The 21,289-nt window shown below is 34.7% G+C and carries 27 protein-coding genes and 1 pseudogene; 4 read left to right on the top strand and 24 right to left on the bottom strand.

Going from position 1 to position 21,289, the window contains the following annotated elements; all coding sequences use genetic code 11:
* Positions 1–213: 213 nt before the first annotated feature.
* The 14 genes from ACXVYO_RS23480 to ACXVYO_RS23415 form a co-directional block, all read right to left on the bottom strand.
* Positions 214–1,089 (bottom strand): DUF4435 domain-containing protein, encoded by an 876-nt coding sequence (locus ACXVYO_RS23480; protein WP_088307630.1) that lies wholly within the window; start codon positions 1,087–1,089, stop codon positions 214–216.
* A complete protein-coding gene (locus ACXVYO_RS23475) occupies positions 1,089–2,462 on the bottom strand; it encodes an AAA family ATPase (RefSeq protein ID WP_458468607.1) in 1,374 nt (457 codons plus the stop codon). Before ACXVYO_RS23475 ends, ACXVYO_RS23480 begins: the two co-directional genes overlap by 1 nt.
* A 500-nt stretch (positions 2,463–2,962) precedes the next feature.
* Positions 2,963–3,106 carry a hypothetical protein gene (locus tag ACXVYO_RS23470; RefSeq protein WP_458468606.1) on the bottom strand — a complete coding sequence of 48 codons (144 nt, stop codon included), beginning with the start codon at positions 3,104–3,106 and terminating at the stop codon, positions 2,963–2,965.
* 15 nt (positions 3,107–3,121) lie between these two features.
* Complete coding sequence (locus tag ACXVYO_RS23465; protein ID WP_458468605.1) at positions 3,122–3,313, bottom strand: DUF3954 domain-containing protein; 192 nt, start codon at positions 3,311–3,313, stop codon at positions 3,122–3,124.
* A 73-nt stretch (positions 3,314–3,386) separates the two neighbouring features.
* Entirely contained in the window at positions 3,387–3,749 is a 363-nt protein-coding gene (locus ACXVYO_RS23460) for a cell division protein SepF (protein ID WP_458468604.1), read from the bottom strand.
* Positions 3,724–3,912, bottom strand: a complete 189-nt coding sequence (locus ACXVYO_RS23455) for a hypothetical protein (RefSeq protein ID WP_458468603.1) — start codon at positions 3,910–3,912, stop codon at positions 3,724–3,726. The genes ACXVYO_RS23460 and ACXVYO_RS23455 overlap by 26 nt, the downstream gene beginning before the upstream one ends.
* 2 nt (positions 3,913–3,914) lie before the next feature.
* Positions 3,915–5,237, bottom strand: coding sequence for a replicative DNA helicase (dnaB, locus tag ACXVYO_RS23450; protein WP_458468602.1), 1,323 nt, complete (start codon positions 5,235–5,237; stop codon positions 3,915–3,917).
* The gene (locus ACXVYO_RS23445; protein ID WP_458468601.1) at positions 5,234–6,178 is read right to left on the bottom strand and encodes a DnaD domain-containing protein; all 945 of its coding nucleotides are present in this window, start codon (positions 6,176–6,178) and stop codon (positions 5,234–5,236) included. The genes dnaB and ACXVYO_RS23445 overlap by 4 nt, the downstream gene beginning before the upstream one ends.
* A 1-nt stretch (position 6,179) precedes the next feature.
* Entirely contained in the window at positions 6,180–6,356 is a 177-nt protein-coding gene (locus tag ACXVYO_RS23440; protein WP_458468600.1) for a hypothetical protein, read from the bottom strand.
* Positions 6,357–6,461: 105 nt separating this feature from the next.
* Positions 6,462–6,746, bottom strand: a complete 285-nt coding sequence (locus tag ACXVYO_RS23435) for a hypothetical protein (protein ID WP_458468599.1) — start codon at positions 6,744–6,746, stop codon at positions 6,462–6,464.
* A gap of 183 nt (positions 6,747–6,929) precedes the next feature.
* Positions 6,930–7,151 (bottom strand): RNA polymerase subunit sigma, encoded by a 222-nt coding sequence (locus tag ACXVYO_RS23430; protein ID WP_458468598.1) that lies wholly within the window; start codon positions 7,149–7,151, stop codon positions 6,930–6,932.
* 12 nt (positions 7,152–7,163) lie between these two features.
* Positions 7,164–7,751, bottom strand: a complete 588-nt coding sequence (locus ACXVYO_RS23425; protein WP_458468597.1) for a sporulation sigma factor-processing peptidase — start codon at positions 7,749–7,751, stop codon at positions 7,164–7,166.
* Between the two features lie 88 nt (positions 7,752–7,839).
* A complete protein-coding gene (locus ACXVYO_RS23420; protein WP_458468596.1) occupies positions 7,840–8,088 on the bottom strand; it encodes a hypothetical protein in 249 nt (82 codons plus the stop codon).
* Positions 8,089–8,115: 27 nt separating this feature from the next.
* Positions 8,116–8,307 (bottom strand): helix-turn-helix transcriptional regulator, encoded by a 192-nt coding sequence (locus ACXVYO_RS23415; protein WP_458468595.1) that lies wholly within the window; start codon positions 8,305–8,307, stop codon positions 8,116–8,118.
* A 138-nt stretch (positions 8,308–8,445) separates the two neighbouring features.
* On the opposite strand from ACXVYO_RS23415, the gene ACXVYO_RS23410 reads away from it, so the two are divergent.
* From ACXVYO_RS23410 to ACXVYO_RS23395, 4 genes are all read left to right on the top strand, one after another.
* A complete protein-coding gene (locus ACXVYO_RS23410; RefSeq protein ID WP_458468594.1) occupies positions 8,446–8,904 on the top strand; it encodes a helix-turn-helix domain-containing protein in 459 nt (152 codons plus the stop codon).
* 13 nt (positions 8,905–8,917) lie between these two features.
* Positions 8,918–9,364 (top strand): ImmA/IrrE family metallo-endopeptidase, encoded by a 447-nt coding sequence (locus ACXVYO_RS23405; RefSeq protein WP_458468593.1) that lies wholly within the window; start codon positions 8,918–8,920, stop codon positions 9,362–9,364.
* Between the two features lie 16 nt (positions 9,365–9,380).
* A complete protein-coding gene (locus ACXVYO_RS23400; RefSeq protein WP_458468592.1) occupies positions 9,381–10,196 on the top strand; it encodes a hypothetical protein in 816 nt (271 codons plus the stop codon).
* A gap of 96 nt (positions 10,197–10,292) precedes the next feature.
* Positions 10,293–11,840: a recombinase family protein gene (locus tag ACXVYO_RS23395; protein WP_458468591.1), complete on the top strand. Its 1,548-nt coding sequence runs from the start codon at positions 10,293–10,295 to the stop codon at positions 11,838–11,840.
* A 32-nt stretch (positions 11,841–11,872) separates the two neighbouring features.
* On the opposite strand, the pseudogene dpaB reads toward ACXVYO_RS23395, so the two are convergent.
* The 10 genes and pseudogenes from dpaB to rbfA form a co-directional block, all read right to left on the bottom strand.
* Positions 11,873–12,298: pseudogene (gene dpaB / locus ACXVYO_RS23390) on the bottom strand (dipicolinate synthase subunit B); the annotation flags it as partial.
* On the bottom strand, positions 12,295–13,197 hold the full coding sequence (gene dpaA, locus ACXVYO_RS23385; protein ID WP_000954740.1) for a dipicolinic acid synthetase subunit A: 903 nt from the start codon (positions 13,195–13,197) through the stop codon (positions 12,295–12,297). The gene dpaA and the pseudogene dpaB, both read right to left, overlap by 4 nt.
* Before the next feature lie 273 nt (positions 13,198–13,470).
* A complete protein-coding gene (locus ACXVYO_RS23380) occupies positions 13,471–13,722 on the bottom strand; it encodes a YlmC/YmxH family sporulation protein (RefSeq protein ID WP_073516073.1) in 252 nt (83 codons plus the stop codon).
* A gap of 130 nt (positions 13,723–13,852) precedes the next feature.
* Entirely contained in the window at positions 13,853–15,094 is a 1,242-nt protein-coding gene (locus tag ACXVYO_RS23375) for a M16 family metallopeptidase (protein WP_000593004.1), read from the bottom strand.
* Between the two features lie 86 nt (positions 15,095–15,180).
* Complete coding sequence (locus ACXVYO_RS23370) at positions 15,181–16,080, bottom strand: polysaccharide deacetylase family protein (protein ID WP_458468590.1); 900 nt, start codon at positions 16,078–16,080, stop codon at positions 15,181–15,183.
* A 151-nt stretch (positions 16,081–16,231) separates the two neighbouring features.
* Positions 16,232–18,370, bottom strand: coding sequence for a polyribonucleotide nucleotidyltransferase (gene pnp, locus ACXVYO_RS23365; protein ID WP_458468589.1), 2,139 nt, complete (start codon positions 18,368–18,370; stop codon positions 16,232–16,234).
* Between the two features lie 160 nt (positions 18,371–18,530).
* Positions 18,531–18,800, bottom strand: a complete 270-nt coding sequence (gene rpsO / locus ACXVYO_RS23360) for a 30S ribosomal protein S15 (RefSeq protein ID WP_001229392.1) — start codon at positions 18,798–18,800, stop codon at positions 18,531–18,533.
* Between the two features lie 100 nt (positions 18,801–18,900).
* Positions 18,901–19,872, bottom strand: a complete 972-nt coding sequence (gene ribF, locus ACXVYO_RS23355; protein ID WP_458468588.1) for a bifunctional riboflavin kinase/FAD synthetase — start codon at positions 19,870–19,872, stop codon at positions 18,901–18,903.
* 43 nt (positions 19,873–19,915) lie between these two features.
* The gene (truB, locus tag ACXVYO_RS23350; RefSeq protein WP_063260410.1) at positions 19,916–20,839 is read right to left on the bottom strand and encodes a tRNA pseudouridine(55) synthase TruB; all 924 of its coding nucleotides are present in this window, start codon (positions 20,837–20,839) and stop codon (positions 19,916–19,918) included.
* 86 nt (positions 20,840–20,925) lie between these two features.
* A complete protein-coding gene (rbfA, locus tag ACXVYO_RS23345; RefSeq protein WP_000776445.1) occupies positions 20,926–21,282 on the bottom strand; it encodes a 30S ribosome-binding factor RbfA in 357 nt (118 codons plus the stop codon).
* Between the last annotated feature and the right edge of the window lie 7 nt (positions 21,283–21,289).

Raw genomic sequence — 21,289 nt, 5'->3', positions numbered from 1 at the left:
CTAATTATTTAATTTCTATTATTATACCATTTTAAAAAATTATTTTATTTAGATATGTATCATATATTTAAGTTTACAAATCCAAAGATAACCTCACCTATTACATCTAAGAAATAGTTTTCCTGCGATTCATTAATCAGATAATATATCACAAGAAAACTATAAATAAACAAATTATACAATATAGTTCTTTAGTGAATTCAATATATATATTTATGCAGATGATGCTTCCTTTAGCACTCTATCCTTTATAAAATCCAATCGACTAATTGGAAATTTTTCTATTAAAGATCCTAATAAGAATTCTTTATCTACCTTTTTTCCACATATATGTGTACAATACTTTTCTAAGCTTGCAAATAGATACTTCCCTGAAATCAATTCGTTGTAGACATCTGTTGTTTTTTCCCTAATACGCTTTTCAATTTGAATGAACTCGTCATTAAACGTCTCTTCATTTCCTAAACCTTTTTCAGAAAACTTCTCTTTTAACTTTGTTAGGTATTGTGCAAATTTCTCCCTATCCACGCAATATCCTTTATCCTCCAAAAATTTATATTCTGCCCGGTGCACATTTTCTCCTAACTCGTATTTACGACACAAGACATACGCTACAAATAAATCACAAAAATCCTTTTTAACTCTTTCAAACCAACCATCAAAATTAATCATTTCTTCTGCCTTTTCTGGTACTTTATTTAATTTCCATTGTAAAGTACCAGCAACGGCTGATTTTTCTATAAAGTAATTTTCTATACAATACCATTGTAAATATATTAACAAATCATCATCTCTCATATCAATATCTACAAAAGGATCTAAATCCCTATCCACAATAAAAAAACACTTATTTTGAATCGAAGGAATTTTTCCATCTCTAAATAAATCCAAAGCATCTAAAACTCCCTTTTTCCCACCAGCTGGAAAAACTCTCTTTATCTTTATTTCCCCATTAAACAAGCGATTTAATATATTTACATATGCATGCTCCATAGTTTCATCTTCAACATAAAAAGTTACATCATTATAGGATGAATATAATATTGCTTTAGAAATTTTTGCTTTTTGACTAAATGATGGTATCGACATTATAATATTCCCCTAACCTCTACACATTTTTCAGTTCTATCCCCAATAATTTCTGGCGAATGTGTGGCTAAAATTAATTGTGTATCTCCAGCGACTTCTAAGAGATTAGGAATAAATTTATTTTGCCATTCCACATGTAAAGATAGTTCTGGTTCGTCTATTATAAATATCCCCTTCCTTTTTTCATTGACTAATCCTAAAATTATATAAACAAAGAATATCACGATTTGTTTTTCCCCTGAAGACATTACACTTATAGATCTCTGTTTGGAAGAGCCGCTTCTTTTAAATTTCAATATCCCTCTCGAATCAAGGAGAATTTCTTTTTCACCGTCTTCTAAAAACTCATTAATTGTAGCAATTAACTTATTCACTGGTAATAAAGATGTCTCTCTACTTCTATTCGCTTTATGAATTACTTTAGCAATTTGTTCGAACTTTTTTAATTGTGACATCGCAGCTACAAAGTTAGCGAATCCCATTGGATTTATAATTTTTATACTATTATTTTCCTCAATCTCAAAGGTCCCTCTACAACTTTCTAATTTTTCTTTTAATGCACTTAAATTTTGTTCAATTGGAATGTCAAAATTAGAAATGGATGGTATTTCAGATAAATCACTATTCAAATAAAAAAGATCTTTTAAATCTAAATTATCAATTTCCACTTCATTTGATGATAAAGCTAAATTAAGAATCTGTCCCTTTAACCTTTCGAGAATACGGTTCTCTCTCATAGTTATCGTCATCATATAATCTCTTAACAACATTACCGCCTTTTTCACCGAATTATCTAGATAAGTATTAGCATCAGAATAACTAGTTAACCCCTTCATTCCTACTCTAAAATTTCTCCCTTGTAATTGGTCAATTGATATAGATTTTCTGGTAAGTGGAATATATAATTGATAAAAAGCTTCTTGAATTTCATAGACTAATTCATTGTAATATTTATCAAAATAATCTTCTTTCACTTCCAAAAACTCTTCTCTTTCCGTGTTTTTTTTACTTTGTAAAACATTATTTTTTTTATATCTTCCATCATCAAAATCAAATTCTACTTCATTTACTTCTTTAGGAATCAGTGCCATTTTCTCTTTAAAATACACTTGATACATAGGAATACTATGAGTAGTTTCCTTTATAATTAGTCTTTCCTCATTCTCATCCGAACCATTAACAAACAACTCTAAATATTTAAAATCATATCTCTTTAGGTTATACAAATCACCTGAAATAATCGTTGATAATATATTAAGGATTGTCGTTTTCCCACAACCATTTACTCCATAAAGTAATGTAATATCTTCATAAAAATCTATATCATAATTTCTTTCAAATAACCCTTCTATTTTTAGCCTTTTTATTTTCATTCTTATCCCTCTCTATTAAAGATTTATATTATAAATAATCAATCAAGATAGATACTATCATAAAATCCCAAGTTTTTCATACAAATGAATTATTTCCTATTACCTAAAACTGTATATACGTACCAAAATCAATATAAGTACAAATTACTTTGTAAATTTTAAAGCTTTTTTACTTCCTTCTTATTATTTAGTTACAAGATAACAACTCTTTTATTCTACTTTTATACAAATTTCAAATTTGGTCTTTATCAAAAACTTTAATATCATGTAAAACCTAAGTAAAGATTGCTGTAATCAAATCTTCCCACCTAATAAACGTTATATAATGAATTTGCAAACACCCAGTTTGCAAAATACTTACTTTCCATACGACTTATGCTTGAGTGCTAGGAGTAACCCTAGCCTTTTTTATTACATAGAACCTTATTTTTTATTATTTTGTCGTTTTAGATACCCCTCTGGATCTAATGCATAATCCGTACCTATATTCATAATCTCAATTAGGTCATAGGTAGGAGTATTCCCCTACCTACCCTCTGATTTATTTCCACAACCGTAGCCAGGGCATAAAAAACAAAATTATTTCTTAGTTTTTCTTGATCCGGTTTTAACTTAAGTGCTTTTAATTCTGTGGCACTTCTCATATTGCATACCTCCAGTTAAATTAATTGCGTTTTCCGTTCATCCATACGAGTTGCTTTTCCGCTTTTATATATAAACGTTTGCTCACCATGTCCAGTTTTTGGTGGTTCAATTGGATAAATCTTTCCATCTTTCACTACGTAAATCATGTTTTCTACTAAAGAAATTTCAGCTTTCATTTCTGTAACGTTTTCTTTAATAATTGCCACCGAGATCACTCCCAAATATGTTATAATTACTTTGTCGGATTAAGTCGAGAGTGGTCTCGGCTTTTTTATTTGTCTACAAATATTGAACAACGTTTTCTGGTATGAATACTTGTTCAAGTGATAGATGGAGCCGAATCGGAATCGGCTCTTTTTCATCTCTTGCTCGCTTACACATTTCTTCAGCTTCTTCCCATACAAATTGTTTATCCTCCGCTCGTTTGTAACGCCAAATCCCAATTGCGTAATCTTCAAATAACTCATAACGTTCATCAGCGACTGTCGTCGGTTTTAATTCATCACTTGCTTTTGCCTGACGTGGTATTTGCACAACCATATCTGCATACCTTAGTTTTGAATTTAAACGATGGATATGAGCTTTCTTAGGATCAAATGATACGACTGATTCCACATCAAAAATTGTTAGTTGCTTGGGCATTGTTGCTTCCCTCCAATACTTGCAAACTTGTAATTAAAATTCCTTCTAGCTGCGTTAGCGTTAGTTGGTCTAATGTTTGTCCATTAATCTCAGCCAAACCTAATCCCAATAGTTTGCGAATAATCGCTAGCTTTCTACGTTTTACTTCCTGACGTAACAGCATCATTAAGCCCCCTGCTGGTTATTAAACTTTCGCTCTAAACCTACGAACTTACTAAATTCTTTAATAAATGCTAATTCCACAACACCTACTGGACCATTTCTCTGTTTCGCCAAAATGATTTCTGTAATGTTTTTATTTTCGGTTTCACGGTCATAGTAATCTTCACGATACAAGAACGCGATTAAGTCCGCATCTTGCTCAATTTGTCCATTTTCACGTAGGTCTGAGAGTAACGGCCTTTTATCCTGCCTACTTTCAACAGCACGGCTTAACTGTGATAATGCAACTACACATACATTCAGTTCCCTTGCCATAAGTTTTAACTTACGGCTTATCTCACCAATCTCTTGCATACGATTTCCTTTATGCTTCGGGTCACCTACAATAAGCTGCAAGTAATCAATTGCGACTAGCACCTTTTTACCTGGGTATTTACGCTTAAGTTTCCTAGTCTTCGCATAAATCTCTTGCATCGTTACATTTGCTTTATCATAAATTTCTAATGGCAAATCATTTATCAATCCCATCGCTTGACTAATCTTTTCCCAATCCTTTAGATCACATAGTTTTTTAGGGTTCTTTAATTTCGTAGCATCTATATTTCCAGTACTTGAGATCATTCGCTTAAGTAGCTGTTCTTCTCCCATCTCTAGCGAGAAAACTCCTGTTGCCGTCTGAGCACTCGCTGCATGAAAAGCAACGTTTAATACAAATGCTGTTTTCCCCATAGAAGGACGGGCGCCGACAATAATTAAATCTCCTTCTTGTAATCCGGCTGTCATTCTGTTCAAGTCATCATAACCAGTTGGAATACCAGTTAAATCACCTACATCAATTTGCATTTTTTTATACAAATCAACAAGTGTATCTTTCAGGTTAAACTCATCTGAGTAACCAGTTTCTTCAATGGCACTTAGTTCATCAATCGATTTACTAATAACACTCATATCTTTATTTTGCTGAAGGCCGTTATATAAGTTACCAGCAACCTCTTGAGCATGTCTCATCTTCCAAGCTTCAATCACCAGTCCTTCGTGATACGAAAAGTTTTTAGTTGTGGTTACAACTTCTGTTAGATTTACAAAGAATTCAATCCCACCAATTTGATGCATAAATCCTTCATCGAATTTTCCAATGAGAGCAACAAGATCTATCGGTGCCTCAGCATCCTCTAGCTCTCTCATCGCTTTAAAAATCATTTGATGGGTTGGTAATGAAAACTGTTTTGCCTTTAGCTGGCAATCTTTAATTAAATCTCCTTCTTGAATAATGCTACCTAAAACACTTTGTTCAGCTTCTACATTACGAATCATATCGTTGCTCATTGGGCCAACCATCCATTCTGTAGATTAAGTGCTGCAAGTTCTTCTTCTGTTGGAATGTTTTGTTTCCATGCTTCTTGCTGCTGTAATACGTTTTGAGTAGATGCTGATAAACCTTTATTTTGATAAGGTGCTTGCATAGTTTGTTGTCCTTTTGCTAATCGTTGAGCGCGAAATGCTTGATCAGCGGCTTCAACATCTGCTACTGTTTTCAGTCCCTTAAGATGCCAATCTCTTAAAATCGTATTTACGTAATTCATATTTCTCGTATTTTTCTCTAGAGCAATTTGCATAGCCTTTACAACAAGACTTGCATTTAAATCATCTATCCAAGCATGGATACCTTCTGCAATAAAAGGTGTAACCAGTCCGAAGTTTTGTTCGTAAAAAGAAATTGGATTAACCTCAACAACTTCTTCCGCGCCTGCACGTTCTTCTTGTTGTTGTTCTTTTTCTTTTTCTTTTTCTTCTTCCTTGATAGGGTCTTGGAAGCCCCTTATAAGCCCCTCCAAACGGACCGATAAATACTCCTTAATACGAGGGATTTTAAAACCTTGCTCTCGCTCTAATTGCAAACAAGTTTCATAGAAATCAACTAAAAAATCATGGTCCTTCACAGATTGAATTTCTTTTAAAACGCACTTTTCAATGTTCACATTTTTAATTGGGTTGAATTTCAACCAATTGATTAAGAACAACTCTTTTGTTTTTTGGTTATAATTAATTTTTCCATACTCAGCAAAACGCTCTAATAGCTTCATAACTGTTTCGCGATTGTACCCTGTATCAGTTTCAATGATACGAAGTGGAAGCTCGTAGATTCCTGATTGAGACGTCTTGCTGTTTGTCATCAAGTATAAGTAGAAATACTTTTCCTCCGGTGTAAGATCTAAAACAAATGAATCCTGCCAAAATGAAACATGTACTGGTCTATAAACTGCCATATTATTCATCCTCCCGTTTACATATCGCAAATCCGTCCTCTACACGTAATAAGCGATAATTTTTATACCCTGTCTTGAAATATTGCTTTACTAAGTAAATAAGGTGTTGCTCTGATGTCGCTTGCTGAAATATGTTAGAATTCAGCAACACTCTATGTAACGATCTATCTAAAAGCATGCAACACGCTCCATTGTTATAGGGCTTCTCATTTGGTATAATTATCCTAACTAAAATTATTAAAGCCATTTATTGATCTATCACTCTGCCAAGTGATAGATTTTTTTATTTCTTTCGCGTAACTAATGAAGCGTTGATTCCTCTCGCTCGAAAATCCGTTATGATTACACGATAACTTTTCGATGCTTCATAATCTTGTTTTGCTTCACGGAGCTTCATGAAGTCTTTCGAACAACGAATTAACTCTTCATCCCAACGATCAGCTTCTTCTTTCGTTTGAGCGCTAAATACGTTGTGAACGCAAGTTACCATACAATCATGTAACTCATTCGCAAACTCAAGATCCTTTGGAAGAACCAATTCAGCTAAACGGTTATATTGAGTTTTCAAAGGTCTCACCTCTTTTCATTCTCCATTGATGCTGTACGCATCGTTACAACCAGAAAGGCTTATTGTAAGGGTATGGGGAGGCAACAATCCCTTTCTGGTCATAACGACAAGCACAGTGCTTGTCCAAATGATTTATATAATGTTATAATTGCTATAGAATAGTTTTGTTAAGGCTACTGTTGTCTAGGCGGTAGCTTTTTCTTTTGCCCATTTATGCTTTAAAACGAATGAAGCTTCTATAATTTTGATTCGAATGCCAATTAGTTTCTTCTCTCTTTTTAATTCCTCTAAGTTTTCATCCTCAGCAAACGTTGCCGCTATTTTAATTTCACCTGTTAGCTTTGCGTCAAGACAAATTAACTCTTTATACTCTTCTAAACTAGGATTTATATAATCTACTGTCACCGTTATTCCTCCTTACATCACTTTTGATAACTTCAATAACTTATCAACTGAATGAACAACCACATTGTCTGAAATAGCTTTTCTTAACCAATTTCCATTCACCTCTTCAAGAAGACCAGGATGTACACCCTCTAATGCTTGAATGACGCATTGGGTCGCTTGTATCATGTCGTATATTTCTGTAGCATGCTTCGCGTACTCTTTCTTTTTTGAATCATTCATTTGCCAAGGTCTTGTTGTGACTTGCAATGTCATAATTTCCTTTGCTGCTTTAATACCGTCCTCAGCTTGCTTAATGTAATTCATAAGCTGTAAATTCACATCGCTCGTTAAACGTGGATCTGTCGGTGGTAATCCAACACCATATATATGTTTAATCGCCTGTTTGTTTAACGGTGCTTTCGTTGCATCACACCAATCCATCGCTAGTTCAAATGGAACTTGTGACGTACCAGCCTCAATGTTTTTCAAGCGTTCATATGTAATTCCAAGATGCGCTGCCAGTCCTTTCTTCGTTGTTAGTGTTTCATCTTCACAACATTCTCTAGCCCCTTGTAATAACGTACCTATTGATGAATTACAATATATGCTTGTTCCCATATTTGTTCGCCTCCATATTAAGTTGTTAAAGTATTAAAATTGTTAGTACATACATAACCTGTCTATTTTTCATGTAAAAAGGGAGGAACTACTCCTCAATATTTTCTTTTGTTTGCAATTCATCGATGATGGCCCAACCAGCCTTGTAATACGCTCGAAGGATTTTATCAATATCCTTTTGTGGTTTCGGCTCAGGAGCCACTACATAAACTTTCGTTTTCCCAAATTCATAAGACGCTGCATATTCTTCTTGTTGGCTCATGGTGTCACCTCTTGAAGTGCTTTCTATATTTGTATGCTGCTGATTTGTTGGTACTGCCATGTTAGTTGCTGTCATTTTTTCATCACCGTTGTACACCATAGTTTACGTTTTATCTAAAAAAATATCTTCAACTCGCTTATTTAGTGCTTTAGATATTCTAATTGCCGCACCAACAGAAGGCTGAACTTTTAAGTTCTCCACATTAGATAGATACGGTCTAGATACTTTCGCCTTCTTAGCCAAGGCTTCTTGTGACATATTTAACCCTTTGCGAATTTTGGCTACGTGGTTCATTTAATCACCTCCTGTATTCATTTGTTTACAATACGAATTGTACTCCATTGAATACAAAACTGTCAACTATGTAATACGAGGTTTTTTTAGCTTTTTTGTAATCGATAGATTACAATTGTATTCAAGGAGGAACAAACTATGAAAACTTTAGGTACGATAATCCGTGAATATCGCCAAGAACACAGTCTTTCACTTAGAGAATTAGCTAGCCGTTCTCAACTAAGCCATTCTTACATAGATAAACTAGAAAAAGGTGTTGACCCTCGAAACGGTAAGCCTGTTGAACCGACTTTAGCTGTCATTGCGCAAATTGCTAAAGCAATAAACAAAGATAAGGCCGCTTTATTAGAAGAAATAGGTTATCTAAACAAGTCAGTGAATGTAAGTTTAACCTCTAAAGAAGAACGCGATATTGCACGTGATTTAGAAAAAACATTAGAAGAATTAGATAATAGCGAAGAAGCATTAATGTTTGATGGAGAGCCAATCGATGAACATACGAAAGAAATGATTCGTATTTCTCTGGAAAACTCAATGCGCATGGCAAAACAATTAGCAAAACAAAAATTCACTCCAAACAAATATAAAAAAGATTGAGTGGAGTGAACTAATGGACATCAAAGAAAACGTATTAAACATCGTAGAAAAGTATCAAACAACAGATCCATTTGAAATTGCCAGGCAAAAAGAAATTACTGTGTTGTATGCCGACCTAGGGAACACCCTTGGTTTTTACAACACCTATAAGCGCTTTAAATTTATTCATATTAATAATCAAATTGATGAAATCACTCAAAGATTTGTTTGTGCACATGAATTAGGCCATGCTGTGCTTCACCCCAAAGCAAACACTCCCTTCTTGCGTAACCAAACATTCTTTTCAGTAGATCGTTTAGAAATTGAAGCCAATACATTTGCGGTGGAGTTGTTACTTACTGATGAAATGCTTGCTGCATATGAAGATACTCGTTTGTCTATTCAAGAAGTTGCAGAGATTCATGGGGTTCCGGGCGGATTTTCTTGTTTAAAAATTTATAACAGAAAAATATATAACTAATTACAGGAGTATTAATATGGAAAACGTTGTAATAGACATTTTTAAAAACGATAATTTCTTAAAAGCAATTCCTGGACTAGTTGCTATCATAGGACTATTAATATCTGGGTACAAGCAGTTTTTCAAAGTAAGAACAATTACTGAAATTGATAAATTATTTTTGGATAAAGAAACTAAGGAAAGACTAAAGTTTGGTAAATATATTTTTAATGTTATATTTTTATTCTTCATTTATATAATAACAACTATATATTTCAATTTTTTTTGGTACGAATATCTAACAAGTGATCAAACACTTTTACTGACGGTCCTACAAAATAGTATAAAAGTTTTCGGTGTGTCATTTATAATTGTTTCTTTGTTATTTTCTATTCATAATAGATTAAAAAAATCCATATGGGCAATGTTTATTTTCACGCTCTCTATTTTTATTAGTTTAATCAGTAGTTATTTTATATTTGGATATATATTAAGTGTACTATTTTTCAAAAATGATAACCTATATAGTTTATATGCAGCCATTCTACTCCTTTTAGCACTGTGTTTTTTCTATGCTCATATCGCATCAAAAATGCAAAAAGAGAACCACGTTCCATATTCATTTCGAATAATCAGTGAAGTTGAGTTAAAAGAAATAAAGAATCTAATCCATGGCTATACCATTGACGAAAAAAGAACAATTTGTTTTATTAATGACATCTTAAACAAAGAAACATTTTATGTATGTGATTTTTCATCAAAAGTTTATATTGAATATAGTAAATTTATTCCTCGAAAAAAGGAAAAAGAATTATCAAGATCTCGTACTAAAAAATCAAAAACTAACCGTTAAAGAGAAGCTCCCTATTAGGAGCTTTTCTTTAATCACATTTCTTTTCTCAATCTCCCCATATCCCATATAATAACAATATAACAAGGAGGTACCACTATGAAAACCGCAATCTACCTAAGAAAATCCCGTGCCGATCTCGAAGCCGAAGCACGCGGCGAAGGTGAAACTTTAGCAAAGCACCGCACTACCCTGCTGAAAATAGCGAAGGAAATGAACTTAAATGTTTTAGCTGTCCGCGAAGAAATCGTTTCTGGTGAAAGCTTAGTGAAACGACCTGAGATGTTAGCGCTACTTGAAGAAATTGAAGATAATAAATATGATGTTGTTCTTTGTATGGATATGGATCGTTTAGGTCGTGGAGGTATGAAAGAACAAGGAATCATTTTAGAGACGTTTAAACGCTCGAATACGAAGATTATGACGCCTAGGAAGACTTATGACCTTAATGATGAGTGGGACGAAGAATACAGCGAATTTGAAGCGTTTATGGCACGTAAGGAGTTAAAGATTATTACACGTCGTATGCAACGTGGGCGTGTTGCCAGTGTAGAGGCTGGAAATTACCTTGGTACACATGCACCATTCGGATATGATATCCATCGCTTAAATAAGCGAGAACGTACTTTAACGATTAATCCAGAAGAAGCTTCTGTTGTAAGAATGATATTTGATTGGTATGCAAATGAGGATATGGGTGCTAGTACAATTAGGAACAAGTTAAATGACCTTGGATACAAAAGTAAGTTAGGGAATGATTGGAATCCTTATAGCATCTTAGATATTTTAAAAAACAATATATACATTGGAAAAGTGACATGGCAAAAAAGAAAAGAAGTAAAGCGTCCTGATGCCGTAAAAAGAAGTTGTGCACGTCAAGATAAATCAGATTGGATTATTGCTGATGGAAAACATGAGCCTATCATACCTGAAAGCTTGTTTGAGCAAGCACAAGAAAAATTAAACTCAAGATATCACGTTCCTTACAATACAAACGGAATTAAAAACCCTCTAGCTGGCATTATTAAATGTAGTAAATGTGGTTATAGTATGGTCCAGCGTTATCCGAAGAACCGAAAGGAAACAATGGATTGTAAACACCGCGGTTGTGAAAACAAATCAAGCTATACGGAATTAATTGAGAAGCGTTTACTCGAGGCATTAAAAGAATGGTATATTAATTACAAAGCTGATTTTGAAAAACATAAGCAAGGTGACAAGTTAAAAGAAACACAGGTTATTCAAATGAATGAAGTTGCATTACGAAAGCTTGAGAAAGAATTAGTGGATGTCCAAAAACAAAAAAATAATTTACACGATTTATTAGAGCGTGGTGTTTACACTGTAGATATATTTTTAGAACGTTCGAAAGCCGTTTCCGACCGTATCAATGAAATTACTTCCACAATGGAAAACTTAAAGAAAGAAATTAAAACAGAAATTAAGAAGGAAAAAGTGAAGAAAGATACAATCCCTCAAGTAGAGCATGTTCTTGATCTGTACTTTAAAACAGATGATCCAAAAAAGAAAAACAGCCTCCTAAAGTCGGTTTTAGATAAGGCTGTTTATAAGAAAGAAAAGTGGCAAAGGCTCGATGATTTTGAACTCGTGCTTTACCCTAAGCTCCCTCAAGATGGCGACATATAAGCGTACGCGCTTTGTCGTCACCTTGTTGGTGTAATTAGATTTACCCCATTAAGCCCTAGAGCATCATTCGTCGAAACAGCCAATACGACAGGCTTACCATTTCTTAGCGTCGCTTTCGCTGCCATTAATACTGGAGAGTCTGTCATTGCATTTGCAAATTTACTCATTGAATTTCCTGTTAGTGGTGCAATTACCATACAATCTAGTGGAATTTTAGGTCCTAGTGGTTCGGCGCCAACGATTGAATTAATCGCTTTAAAGCCTGTTACTTCTTCAATCTTTTTAATCCACTCTGCTCCTTCGCCAAATCTCGTATTCGTTGATTGAACAGTGTAAGAAACAACGGGACGTACTTCTGCTCCCTCAGCAATCAGTTTTTCTAAATGGGGCATTACTTCTTCGTACGTACAATGTGAACCAGTAAAACCAAACCCTATTCTCTTCCCTTTTAAATTCATTCTCCATTCTCCTTTCTTGCGATTACATCTTCTGCTAATAACTGAGAAAGAACGTTCGCTAAAATTTGTCCTGCTGTTTTCGGAGCAACAATACCTGGTAATCCAGGTGCTAACAGCGCTTTGACTCCTCTTTTTTCCGCATATCTAAAGTCGGTACCGCCTGGTTTAGAAGCTAAATCAATTACTAACGTATGGGCCGGCATTTTTGAAATGACATTCGCTGTCACAACGAGATGCGGAATTGTATTAATGACAATATCGATATTCCCTACTTCTTTCTCAATGTTCTGCATATGAAAAGGAGAAAACATCATCTCTGTAATACGTGCAATATGTTCCGATCGTCTTGCTCCAACTTTGACATGGGCTCCTAATGATTGAAATGCTCTGGCAACACTCATCCCTGTTCTACCAAATCCTAAAACCATTACATTGGAACCATGAATTGTATAGTCGGTATGTTGAATTACCATCATTAATGTACCTTCTACAGTTGGAATAGAATTGTAGATTGCCACATCATCACGATCAAATAATTTAACAAGTTTGCGGTTTGTAGTAGATACGAGATTTTCCAAGTAAGGCGTACCAATACCTGAATATATAGTAAAGTGTTCTGGTGTATTTTCAATTTGTTCTTTCGTTATAGAAACTTTTTCGTTTGAAAAAATAGTATCTACTTCTCCCTTGGCATTTGTACCTGCAACTGGCAAAATAATTGCATCTACAGAAGTGAAATCTAAATTTTGTATACTTTCTTTTGCTGCCCCTGTGAAGCCATGATCTAACTGATCAAACCCTATCAATGAAAGTTTCGCATCCAATTCAACTAGCTTGCGAATTACTTCTAGCTGTCTTGCATCTCCTCCTATGACAGCAATATGCATCTCAGTCAACATTCCCTAATTCACCTTCTTTTTCTGTCATTTATAAGAAAAGTGCCTACTTTTTCTTTTTCCTCCACATCATATGTAATGTACGAGTTTTAGGTGATTGAAAAACAAAAAGCACGTATGATTTATCCCGCTATTTGCACTCAGTTAGACCCCACCTCAAAATTCGGCATATGAGAGGACATTATGCAGGAAATTGATTTCCCATATAAGCTCGATTCATGTGAGCTTTTACTCAGCGGAGAATGAACAAAAAAAGATGACCAAAATGGCCATCTTTCACTTCGAATTTGAACGATCTGTAATATCACAAAGGATCATATCATGCCCCACTTTCTTAATTTGACTCCACGTTACTCTTACTTCTTGTGGTTCCTTTTTAAAACCTCCCCATTTCCCAGCAGGTATGATAAGAGCCTGTATTTGCCCATCCTTCTCATCAATTTCTAAATCCACATAACCTAGAGCCCCCATTTTTTCTGCTCTTTCTAAATTTACGATCTCTTTACCGCTTAATTCACTTAATCGCATACACTCTCCCCCTACCGAAGTTATAAATTTAAGTTATCCATATTTAGTACCTATTCTGTATATCAAAAAAAAATAACCGTATCTCATTTAAAAGAGATACGGTTATTTTTACATACTTTATATAAAGCAATTATAGTTTTATTCCTTTTGGAAGTTTTCCATCTGGACTAATTAATGCTGCAGAGAATTCATCTGTAAACATGTTACGAATTAACTCATCAACATTTGCTTTCGTTACAGTGTTTACACTTTCAATAATCTCATCAAGTGAACGATGCTTACGAAGTAGCAATTCATTTTTACCATTGCGGCTCATACGGCTATTCGTACTTTCTAAACTTAACATTAAGTTTCCTTTTAATTGCTCTTTACTATTAATAAGCTCTTTTTCTGTAATACCTGTATTTTTCAATGTTTCTAATGTTTCCTGCATTGTGTCATACAGTGTATCTAATTGTTGGCTACCTGTTCCACCATACAGCGTTAACATACCTGTATCTTCATAAGAAGAATGGTAAGAAAATACTGAGTAGGCTAACCCGCGTTGCTCACGTACTTCTTGGAATAAACGGCTACTCATACTACCGCCTAAAACGTTATTTAATACAATTAAGTTATAAATATCTTCGTGTCCCATTTGTAAGCCTTTATATCCTAAACATAAATGAGCTTGTTCTGTTTCCTTTTTACGTGCTACCTTATTAAAATGGAAAATTGGGCTATGTACTTGTTCACGGTTTGTTGTTCCTTCATAACTACCGAAATATTGCTCTACCGTTTGTAAAAAGGCTTCATCAATATTTCCTGCAACTGAAACAACGACATTTTCAGGTGTGTAATGATCTTTTATATATTGGCGTAGCGTATCACCTGTAAACGTATCAAGCGTTTCTTCAGTTCCTAAAATAGGGTATCCAAGCGGGTGCGTTTCATATGTTGCTTTCGTTAACATATCATGTACAATATCATCTGGAGCATCTTCGTACATTTTAATTTCTTCACATACGACATTCTTCTCTTTTTTCAGTTCTTCCTCATCAAATGTTGAATTGAAGAACATATCTGCTAATACATCTAAAGCATATTTAGCATGCTCATCTAGCACTTTTGCATAGTAACAAGTGTATTCTTTTGAAGTAAAAGCATTCACTTGCCCACCAATGCTATCAAATGATTCTGCAATTTCGCGTGCACTACGTGTTTCCGTTCCTTTAAAGAACATATGCTCTAAAAAGTGGGAAACCCCATTATTTTTTTCATTTTCATTTCTTGATCCCGCATGGATCCAAATACCAATCGCAACCGATCTTACGGTTGGTATATTCTCCATAACGATTCTTACACCATTTTTACAAGTATATTTTTTAATCAAAAACTTTCCTCCTACTGCCAGTTTCTCTAAATAATTGCTATTATTTAATGATAACAAGTTTAAGGATGAATGTCATGCAAATGTATTTAATCCACACGTTTTTCATCCAGTAATTCTGTTATATTCCCTACTTGATATCCTTGTTCCTTCAATTTTGTAATCATTGTATCTAATGCTTCTGCTGTAGATGAAGTTGGATGCATTAATATGATAGCGCCTGGATGTATTTTTCTCATTACTCTCTGCAATAGTACATCTGGATCAGGTCGCTTCCAATCGATTGTATCGACAGTCCACATGATCGTTCCCATTTGAAAATCATCAGCAATTTTCACAACTTCATCCCGAAAACTTCCACTCGGCGGAGCAAACCATCTCACCTTTTGATTCGTAGCAACTTCAATCATTCGATTTGTTTTTTGTAGCTGATCTCGTATTTCATCAGACGATAGCGTTTTCATATTAGGGTGTGTGTAAGAATGATTTCCAACTTCTTGATTTGCATCAACAATCATTTTTGCAAATCGCAAATTTTCTTTCACCCAGCGTCCTTCTAAAAAGAAAGTTGCCTTCACATCATGTTTTTTCAATATCTCTAATATTCGCGGCAAATACTCGTTTCCCCATGCCACATTTATTGTTAATCCCACCATCTTTTTATTTGGATGTCCCCTATAAATTGGAGCTGGTGATAAATCTTTTAAGTGGACACTCGGTGATACTTCCTTGAATTCAAGATTTTTTTGATCGAATTTCTTTAGCTTCTTCATATTATTATAGGATGCTTCGATATCAACTTGTCTTCCATTATATCCTGGTGTCGCTTTCCATATTTTATCAATTATCGCATTTTGAGGTGCAATCTCATATTGTTTTGCATGTTTTTGAATTTCTTCATACAAGTTATCCTGTGCAAAAACGGAATAAGAGCCTACACTGACATATAAAAAGAATATACATATGTATGCCAATATACGAGCTTTCATATAAACCCTCCCATTAACTATATAAATACCTTTTTCTTCTTATCTTTGTTAATTTGAGCGTTATAATGAAAACTATACCTATACTGACATAAAAATATATATAAAACATATTTTTTACACAACAAAAAAAGCCAGTTTAACTGGCTTTTACTTATTGCTGCTCTTGTTTGTTTTCTTCTTTAGCAGCTTCTTTTTCTTGCTCTTCTTTTAGCAATACTTTTCTAGATAAATTCACACGACCTTGCTTGTCAATCTCGATAACTTTAACTGTAATTACATCACCGATCTTCACAACGTCTTCTACTTTACCTACACGCTCAAGTGCAAGTTCAGAAATGTGAACTAATCCATCTTTACCGCTGAATAGTTCAACGAAAGCACCGAATTTCTCAACACGTTTCACTTTTCCTTCGTAGATTTCACCTACTTGTACTTCGCGAACGATATCTTCGATAATTTTCTTAGCTTTGTCATTCATTTCTTGATTTATTGAAGAAATGAATACTGTACCATCTTGCTCGATGTCAATTTTAACGCCAGTTTCTTCAATAATTTTATTGATTTGTTTACCGCTCGGTCCAATAACGTCACGGATTTTATCTGGGTTAATTGTCATTGTAATAATCTTTGGAGCGTAAGCTGATAATTCAGTACGTGGCTCTGCAATAACAGATAACATATGATTTAGAATGTGCACACGACCAACTTTCGCTTGTTGTAATGCCTCTTCTAAAATTTCACGAGATAGACCATCGATTTTAATGTCCATTTGTAGTGCAGTTACACCTTTTGCTGTACCTGCTACTTTAAAGTCCATATCACCTAAATGATCTTCCATACCTTGAATATCAGATAAAATTGTGTAATGCTCACCAGTTTTAACTAGGCCCATTGCAATACCTGCAACTGGAGCTTTAAGTGGAACACCAGCATCCATCATTGCTAAAGTACTACCACAAATACTTGCTTGTGAAGTAGAACCATTTGATTCTAAAACTTCAGATACAAGACGTACTGTATATGGGAAATCTTTTTCAGATGGAATTACAGGCTCAAGAGCACGTTCTCCTAGTGCACCGTGACCAATTTCACGACGACCTGGTCCACGCATCGGTCTTGTTTCACCAACACTAAATGATGGGAAATTGTAATGGTGCATAAAGCGTTTTGATTCTTCTACACCAAGACCATCTAAAATTTGCACATCGCCTAATGCACCTAATGTACAAATACTTAATGCTTGTGTTTGTCCACGTGTGAATAAACCAGAACCGTGTGTACGAGATAAAATGCCAACCTCTGATGCTAATGGACGGATTTCGTCACCTTTACGGCCATCAGGGCGGATTTTTTCAACTGTAATAAGACGACGTACTTCTTCTTTTACAATTTTATATAAAATCTCATTTACTTGTCCTAATGTATCAGCGTCAGCTTCCTGCGCTTCGTAATGCTCAATTACACGCTTTTTCACTTCGTTAATTGCATCTTCACGTGCATGTTTCTCATGTACTTGAATTGCAGAATGCATATCCTTCTCAGACATTTCACGTACAGCTTGATTAAGATCAGCGTCAACTTCATAAAGTTTCACTTCTGTTTTCTCTTTACCTACAGCTTGTACAATCTCTTCTTGGAATGCAATTAGACGTTTAATTTCGTCATGACCAAACATAATTGCTTCTAACATTGTTTCTTCAGGCACTTGATCTGCTCCTGCTTCAACCATGTTAATTGCATCTTTCGTACCAGCTACAACAAGGTGAATATCACTTTGCTCTTGCTGTTCTACTGTTGGATTAATAACGAATTCGCCGTTAATACGACCAACTGTTGCACCCGCGATTGGACCTTCAAATGGAATATCTGAAATCGATAACGCTAATGAAGAACCAAGCATAGCTGCCATTTCCGAAGAACAATCTTGATCAACACTCATTACAATGCTGACAACTTGTACTTCGTTACGGAAACCATCTGCGAAAAGTGGACGAATTGGACGGTCGATTAAGCGACTTGCCAAAATTGCTTTTTCACTTGGACGACCTTCACGTTTAATGAAACCGCCAGGAATTTTTCCGACTGCATATAAACGCTCTTCATAGTTTACTGTAAGTGGGAAGAAATCTACATTTTTTGGTTCTTTTGATGCAGTTGCTGTAGATAGAACCGCTGTATCGCCATATCTTACTAATACTGCTCCGTTCGCTTGCTTCGCAAGCTGACTTGTTTCAACTGTTAGCTGACGACCAGCTAAATCTATCGAGAAGACTTGCTTTTCTTGACTCATTTAAGTACCCCTCTCAATTTAAAGTATTCAATTCTTCTATGTAAATGGATAGTATATCACAATATTCTACCTCTAGTATTACCGAAAATGAAGTAAGCTATAAAGGGTAGAAGATATATTTTTACCTAACAAAAAAGCGGGAATATTCCCGCTTCTTTGACTATCGACGTAAGCCAAGCTTTGTGATTAATTCACGGTAACGTGTGATATCGCTATTACGAAGGTAAGTTAGTAAGTTACGACGTTTACCAACCATCTTTAATAGACCACGACGTGAATGATGATCTTTCTTGTGAGTACGTAAGTGCTCGTTTAGAGTGTTAATTTGCTCCGTTAGGACAGCAATTTGAACCTCTGGAGAACCAGTATCAGTCTCATGAGTTCTAAATTGTGCAATGATTTCATTTTTACGCTCTTGTGTTAAAGCCATCCTATTTCACCTCCTATTAATTAAACCCCCAATTACCTAGCAAGCGTCGGTGAGTCGCAATGCCAAGCAATGGTTGTCATAAAGTACATAACATAGAATACTACTTTTCATTTGAAAAAGCAAGCATATTCTTTTCGTTCGCAAAATATTCTTGTGCTGTTTTCTTATCTTTTGCGATTTGTTCAACTAACTCATCGATGCCATTGAATTTCTTCTCTTCTCTTATACGCATATGCCACTCTACTGTAACATTTTGATCATATATGTCTTTGTTAAATTCAAATAAGTGCACTTCAATAGATAATTGGCGCTCATCTTCTTTAAAAGTTGGTTTATATCCAATATTACATACACCATCGTACCATTCACCGTGAACCTTTAATCTCACTGCATAAACACCTACAGGTGGTAATAGATACTCATCACTTAAACCTACATTTGCTGTAGGAAAACCAATTTGACGTCCACGCTTATCACCGTGTACAACCGTTCCCCCTACTGTATATGCTCTACCTAAAATAGATGGAATTTGTTCCATTTCGCCATTTCGAATTAACTTTCGTAATGCTGTAGAACTTACTTTCTCTTCTTGAAATTCAACTTTTTCAATCACAGTCTGTGTAAACTCCCCTCTTGCATGAAATGGTAAAGTCTCCATCTTTCCTTTTCCTAAACGTCCATATGAATAATCAAACCCTGCTACTACATGCTTTACATTTAAACCAATAATATAATCATCTACAAATTGTTGTGGCAATAAGCCTGCAAACGATTCATCAAATTTAATAACATATAATATATCGATCCCTAAGTTTTCGACTATTTTTTCTTTATCACACATTGGTGTAATATACTCCGCATGCGCTTCCTTTTTTCCTAAAACAACAGATGGGTGCGGATAAAATGTCATAACTGCACTTTTATATCCCCGTTCATCCGCTATTTGTTTCGCAGTTCGAATTACACATTGATGTCCTAAATGAATGCCATCAAAAAATCCTAATGCCATTACAGTAGGTGGTAATTCTAATTTATTTTGTTCATGTGGATGAGTTAAATGAATAAGTTTCACGCTTGAATTCACCTTTTTCTGTAATAATCCTTCCAATAATTCATTATAGCTTTAGTTCTTGATTATTCACAAGTACTTTCATCGGCTTTAGCATACCAGGGTGTTTTGGATGGTGCTCAAAAATTGCAAGGCAGCGATCATTTTTATCAAACACTGTTATAAATGGCGCTGTTATTTGCAATTCATTTTTTAAGAACATACCATTCTTTATTTTCTCTGCTTGCTTTTCATCTACAACAATTTTCGGGAACTTACTTAACGCTTCATCAATTGAAATGAAGATAGACTCTACTGTTCCATTTTGCACGTTTTCTTCAATTTCTTCAAATGATATGCAATCTTCTAATAAAAATTCACCAGAAGCTGTTCTTACAAGGTGAGACATATGTGATGGAAAACCAAGTTTTTCACCAATCATTACTGCTAACGTTCTTACATATGTTCCTTTACTACACGTTACACGGAAACGGAATGAAATATTTTCCCCCTCAAACACTTCACGGTCATCTAGTAATACAAATTCATGAATTGTAATTGTACGAACTGGACGTTCAACTTCTTGTCCTGCTCTTGCATATTCATATAATTTTTTCCCGTTAACTTTTACAGCTGAAAACATCGGAGGCATTTGTTCAATCGTACCTGTTAATGCAGCAAGAGCCCCTTCTACTTCCTTACGAGTAATAACACGATCTACATGTTTCGTTTCAACAACTTCACCAGAAGCATCTTCAGTTGTTGTTGAAAATCCAAGTGTTACTTCACCTTCATATGTTTTCGTCTCACTTGTTAAAAATTGTGCAATCTTCGTTGCTCGTCCTACACAAATAGGTAATACTCCTGTTACATCTGGATCTAATGTTCCTGTATGACCAATACGTTTCTCACGCAATATCTTTCTTAATTTAAATACACAATCATGTGATGTCATGCCTTTTGGCTTATGTAATAATACTACACCTTCCATATATGTTCACCTCATCATAATTCTTTCATAGTAATTATCCAAAATTTATTTTGCATTGAAAAAATGGATAGACAAATGTCTATCCATTATTCTTCACGTTTACCGTCTTTATTAATTTGATGTAAAAGTGTATCAATTCGATGACCATATCCGATAGACTCATCAAACTCAAAGGAAATTTCCGGTGTTTTACGAAGACGAATACGTTGGCCAATTTCTGAACGAATGAAGCCTTTTGCCTTCGCTAAACCTTTTAATGTACTTTCTTTCTGTTCTTCATCACCTAAAACAGAAATATATACTGTAGCAATTTGTAAATCTCCACTCACTTGTACATCTGTTACTGTAACAAATCCAACACGTGGATCTTTAATTTTACGACTGATGATGTCGCCTAATTCTTTTTTCATTTGCTCGCCTACACGGTTTGCACGTAATTTCATAACTCTT

It is taken from the genome of Bacillus sp. BC08 (assembly GCF_054326875.1).
The sequence above is the reverse complement of the archived record's forward strand: the minus strand, read 5'-3'. Positions and strand labels throughout refer to the sequence as shown.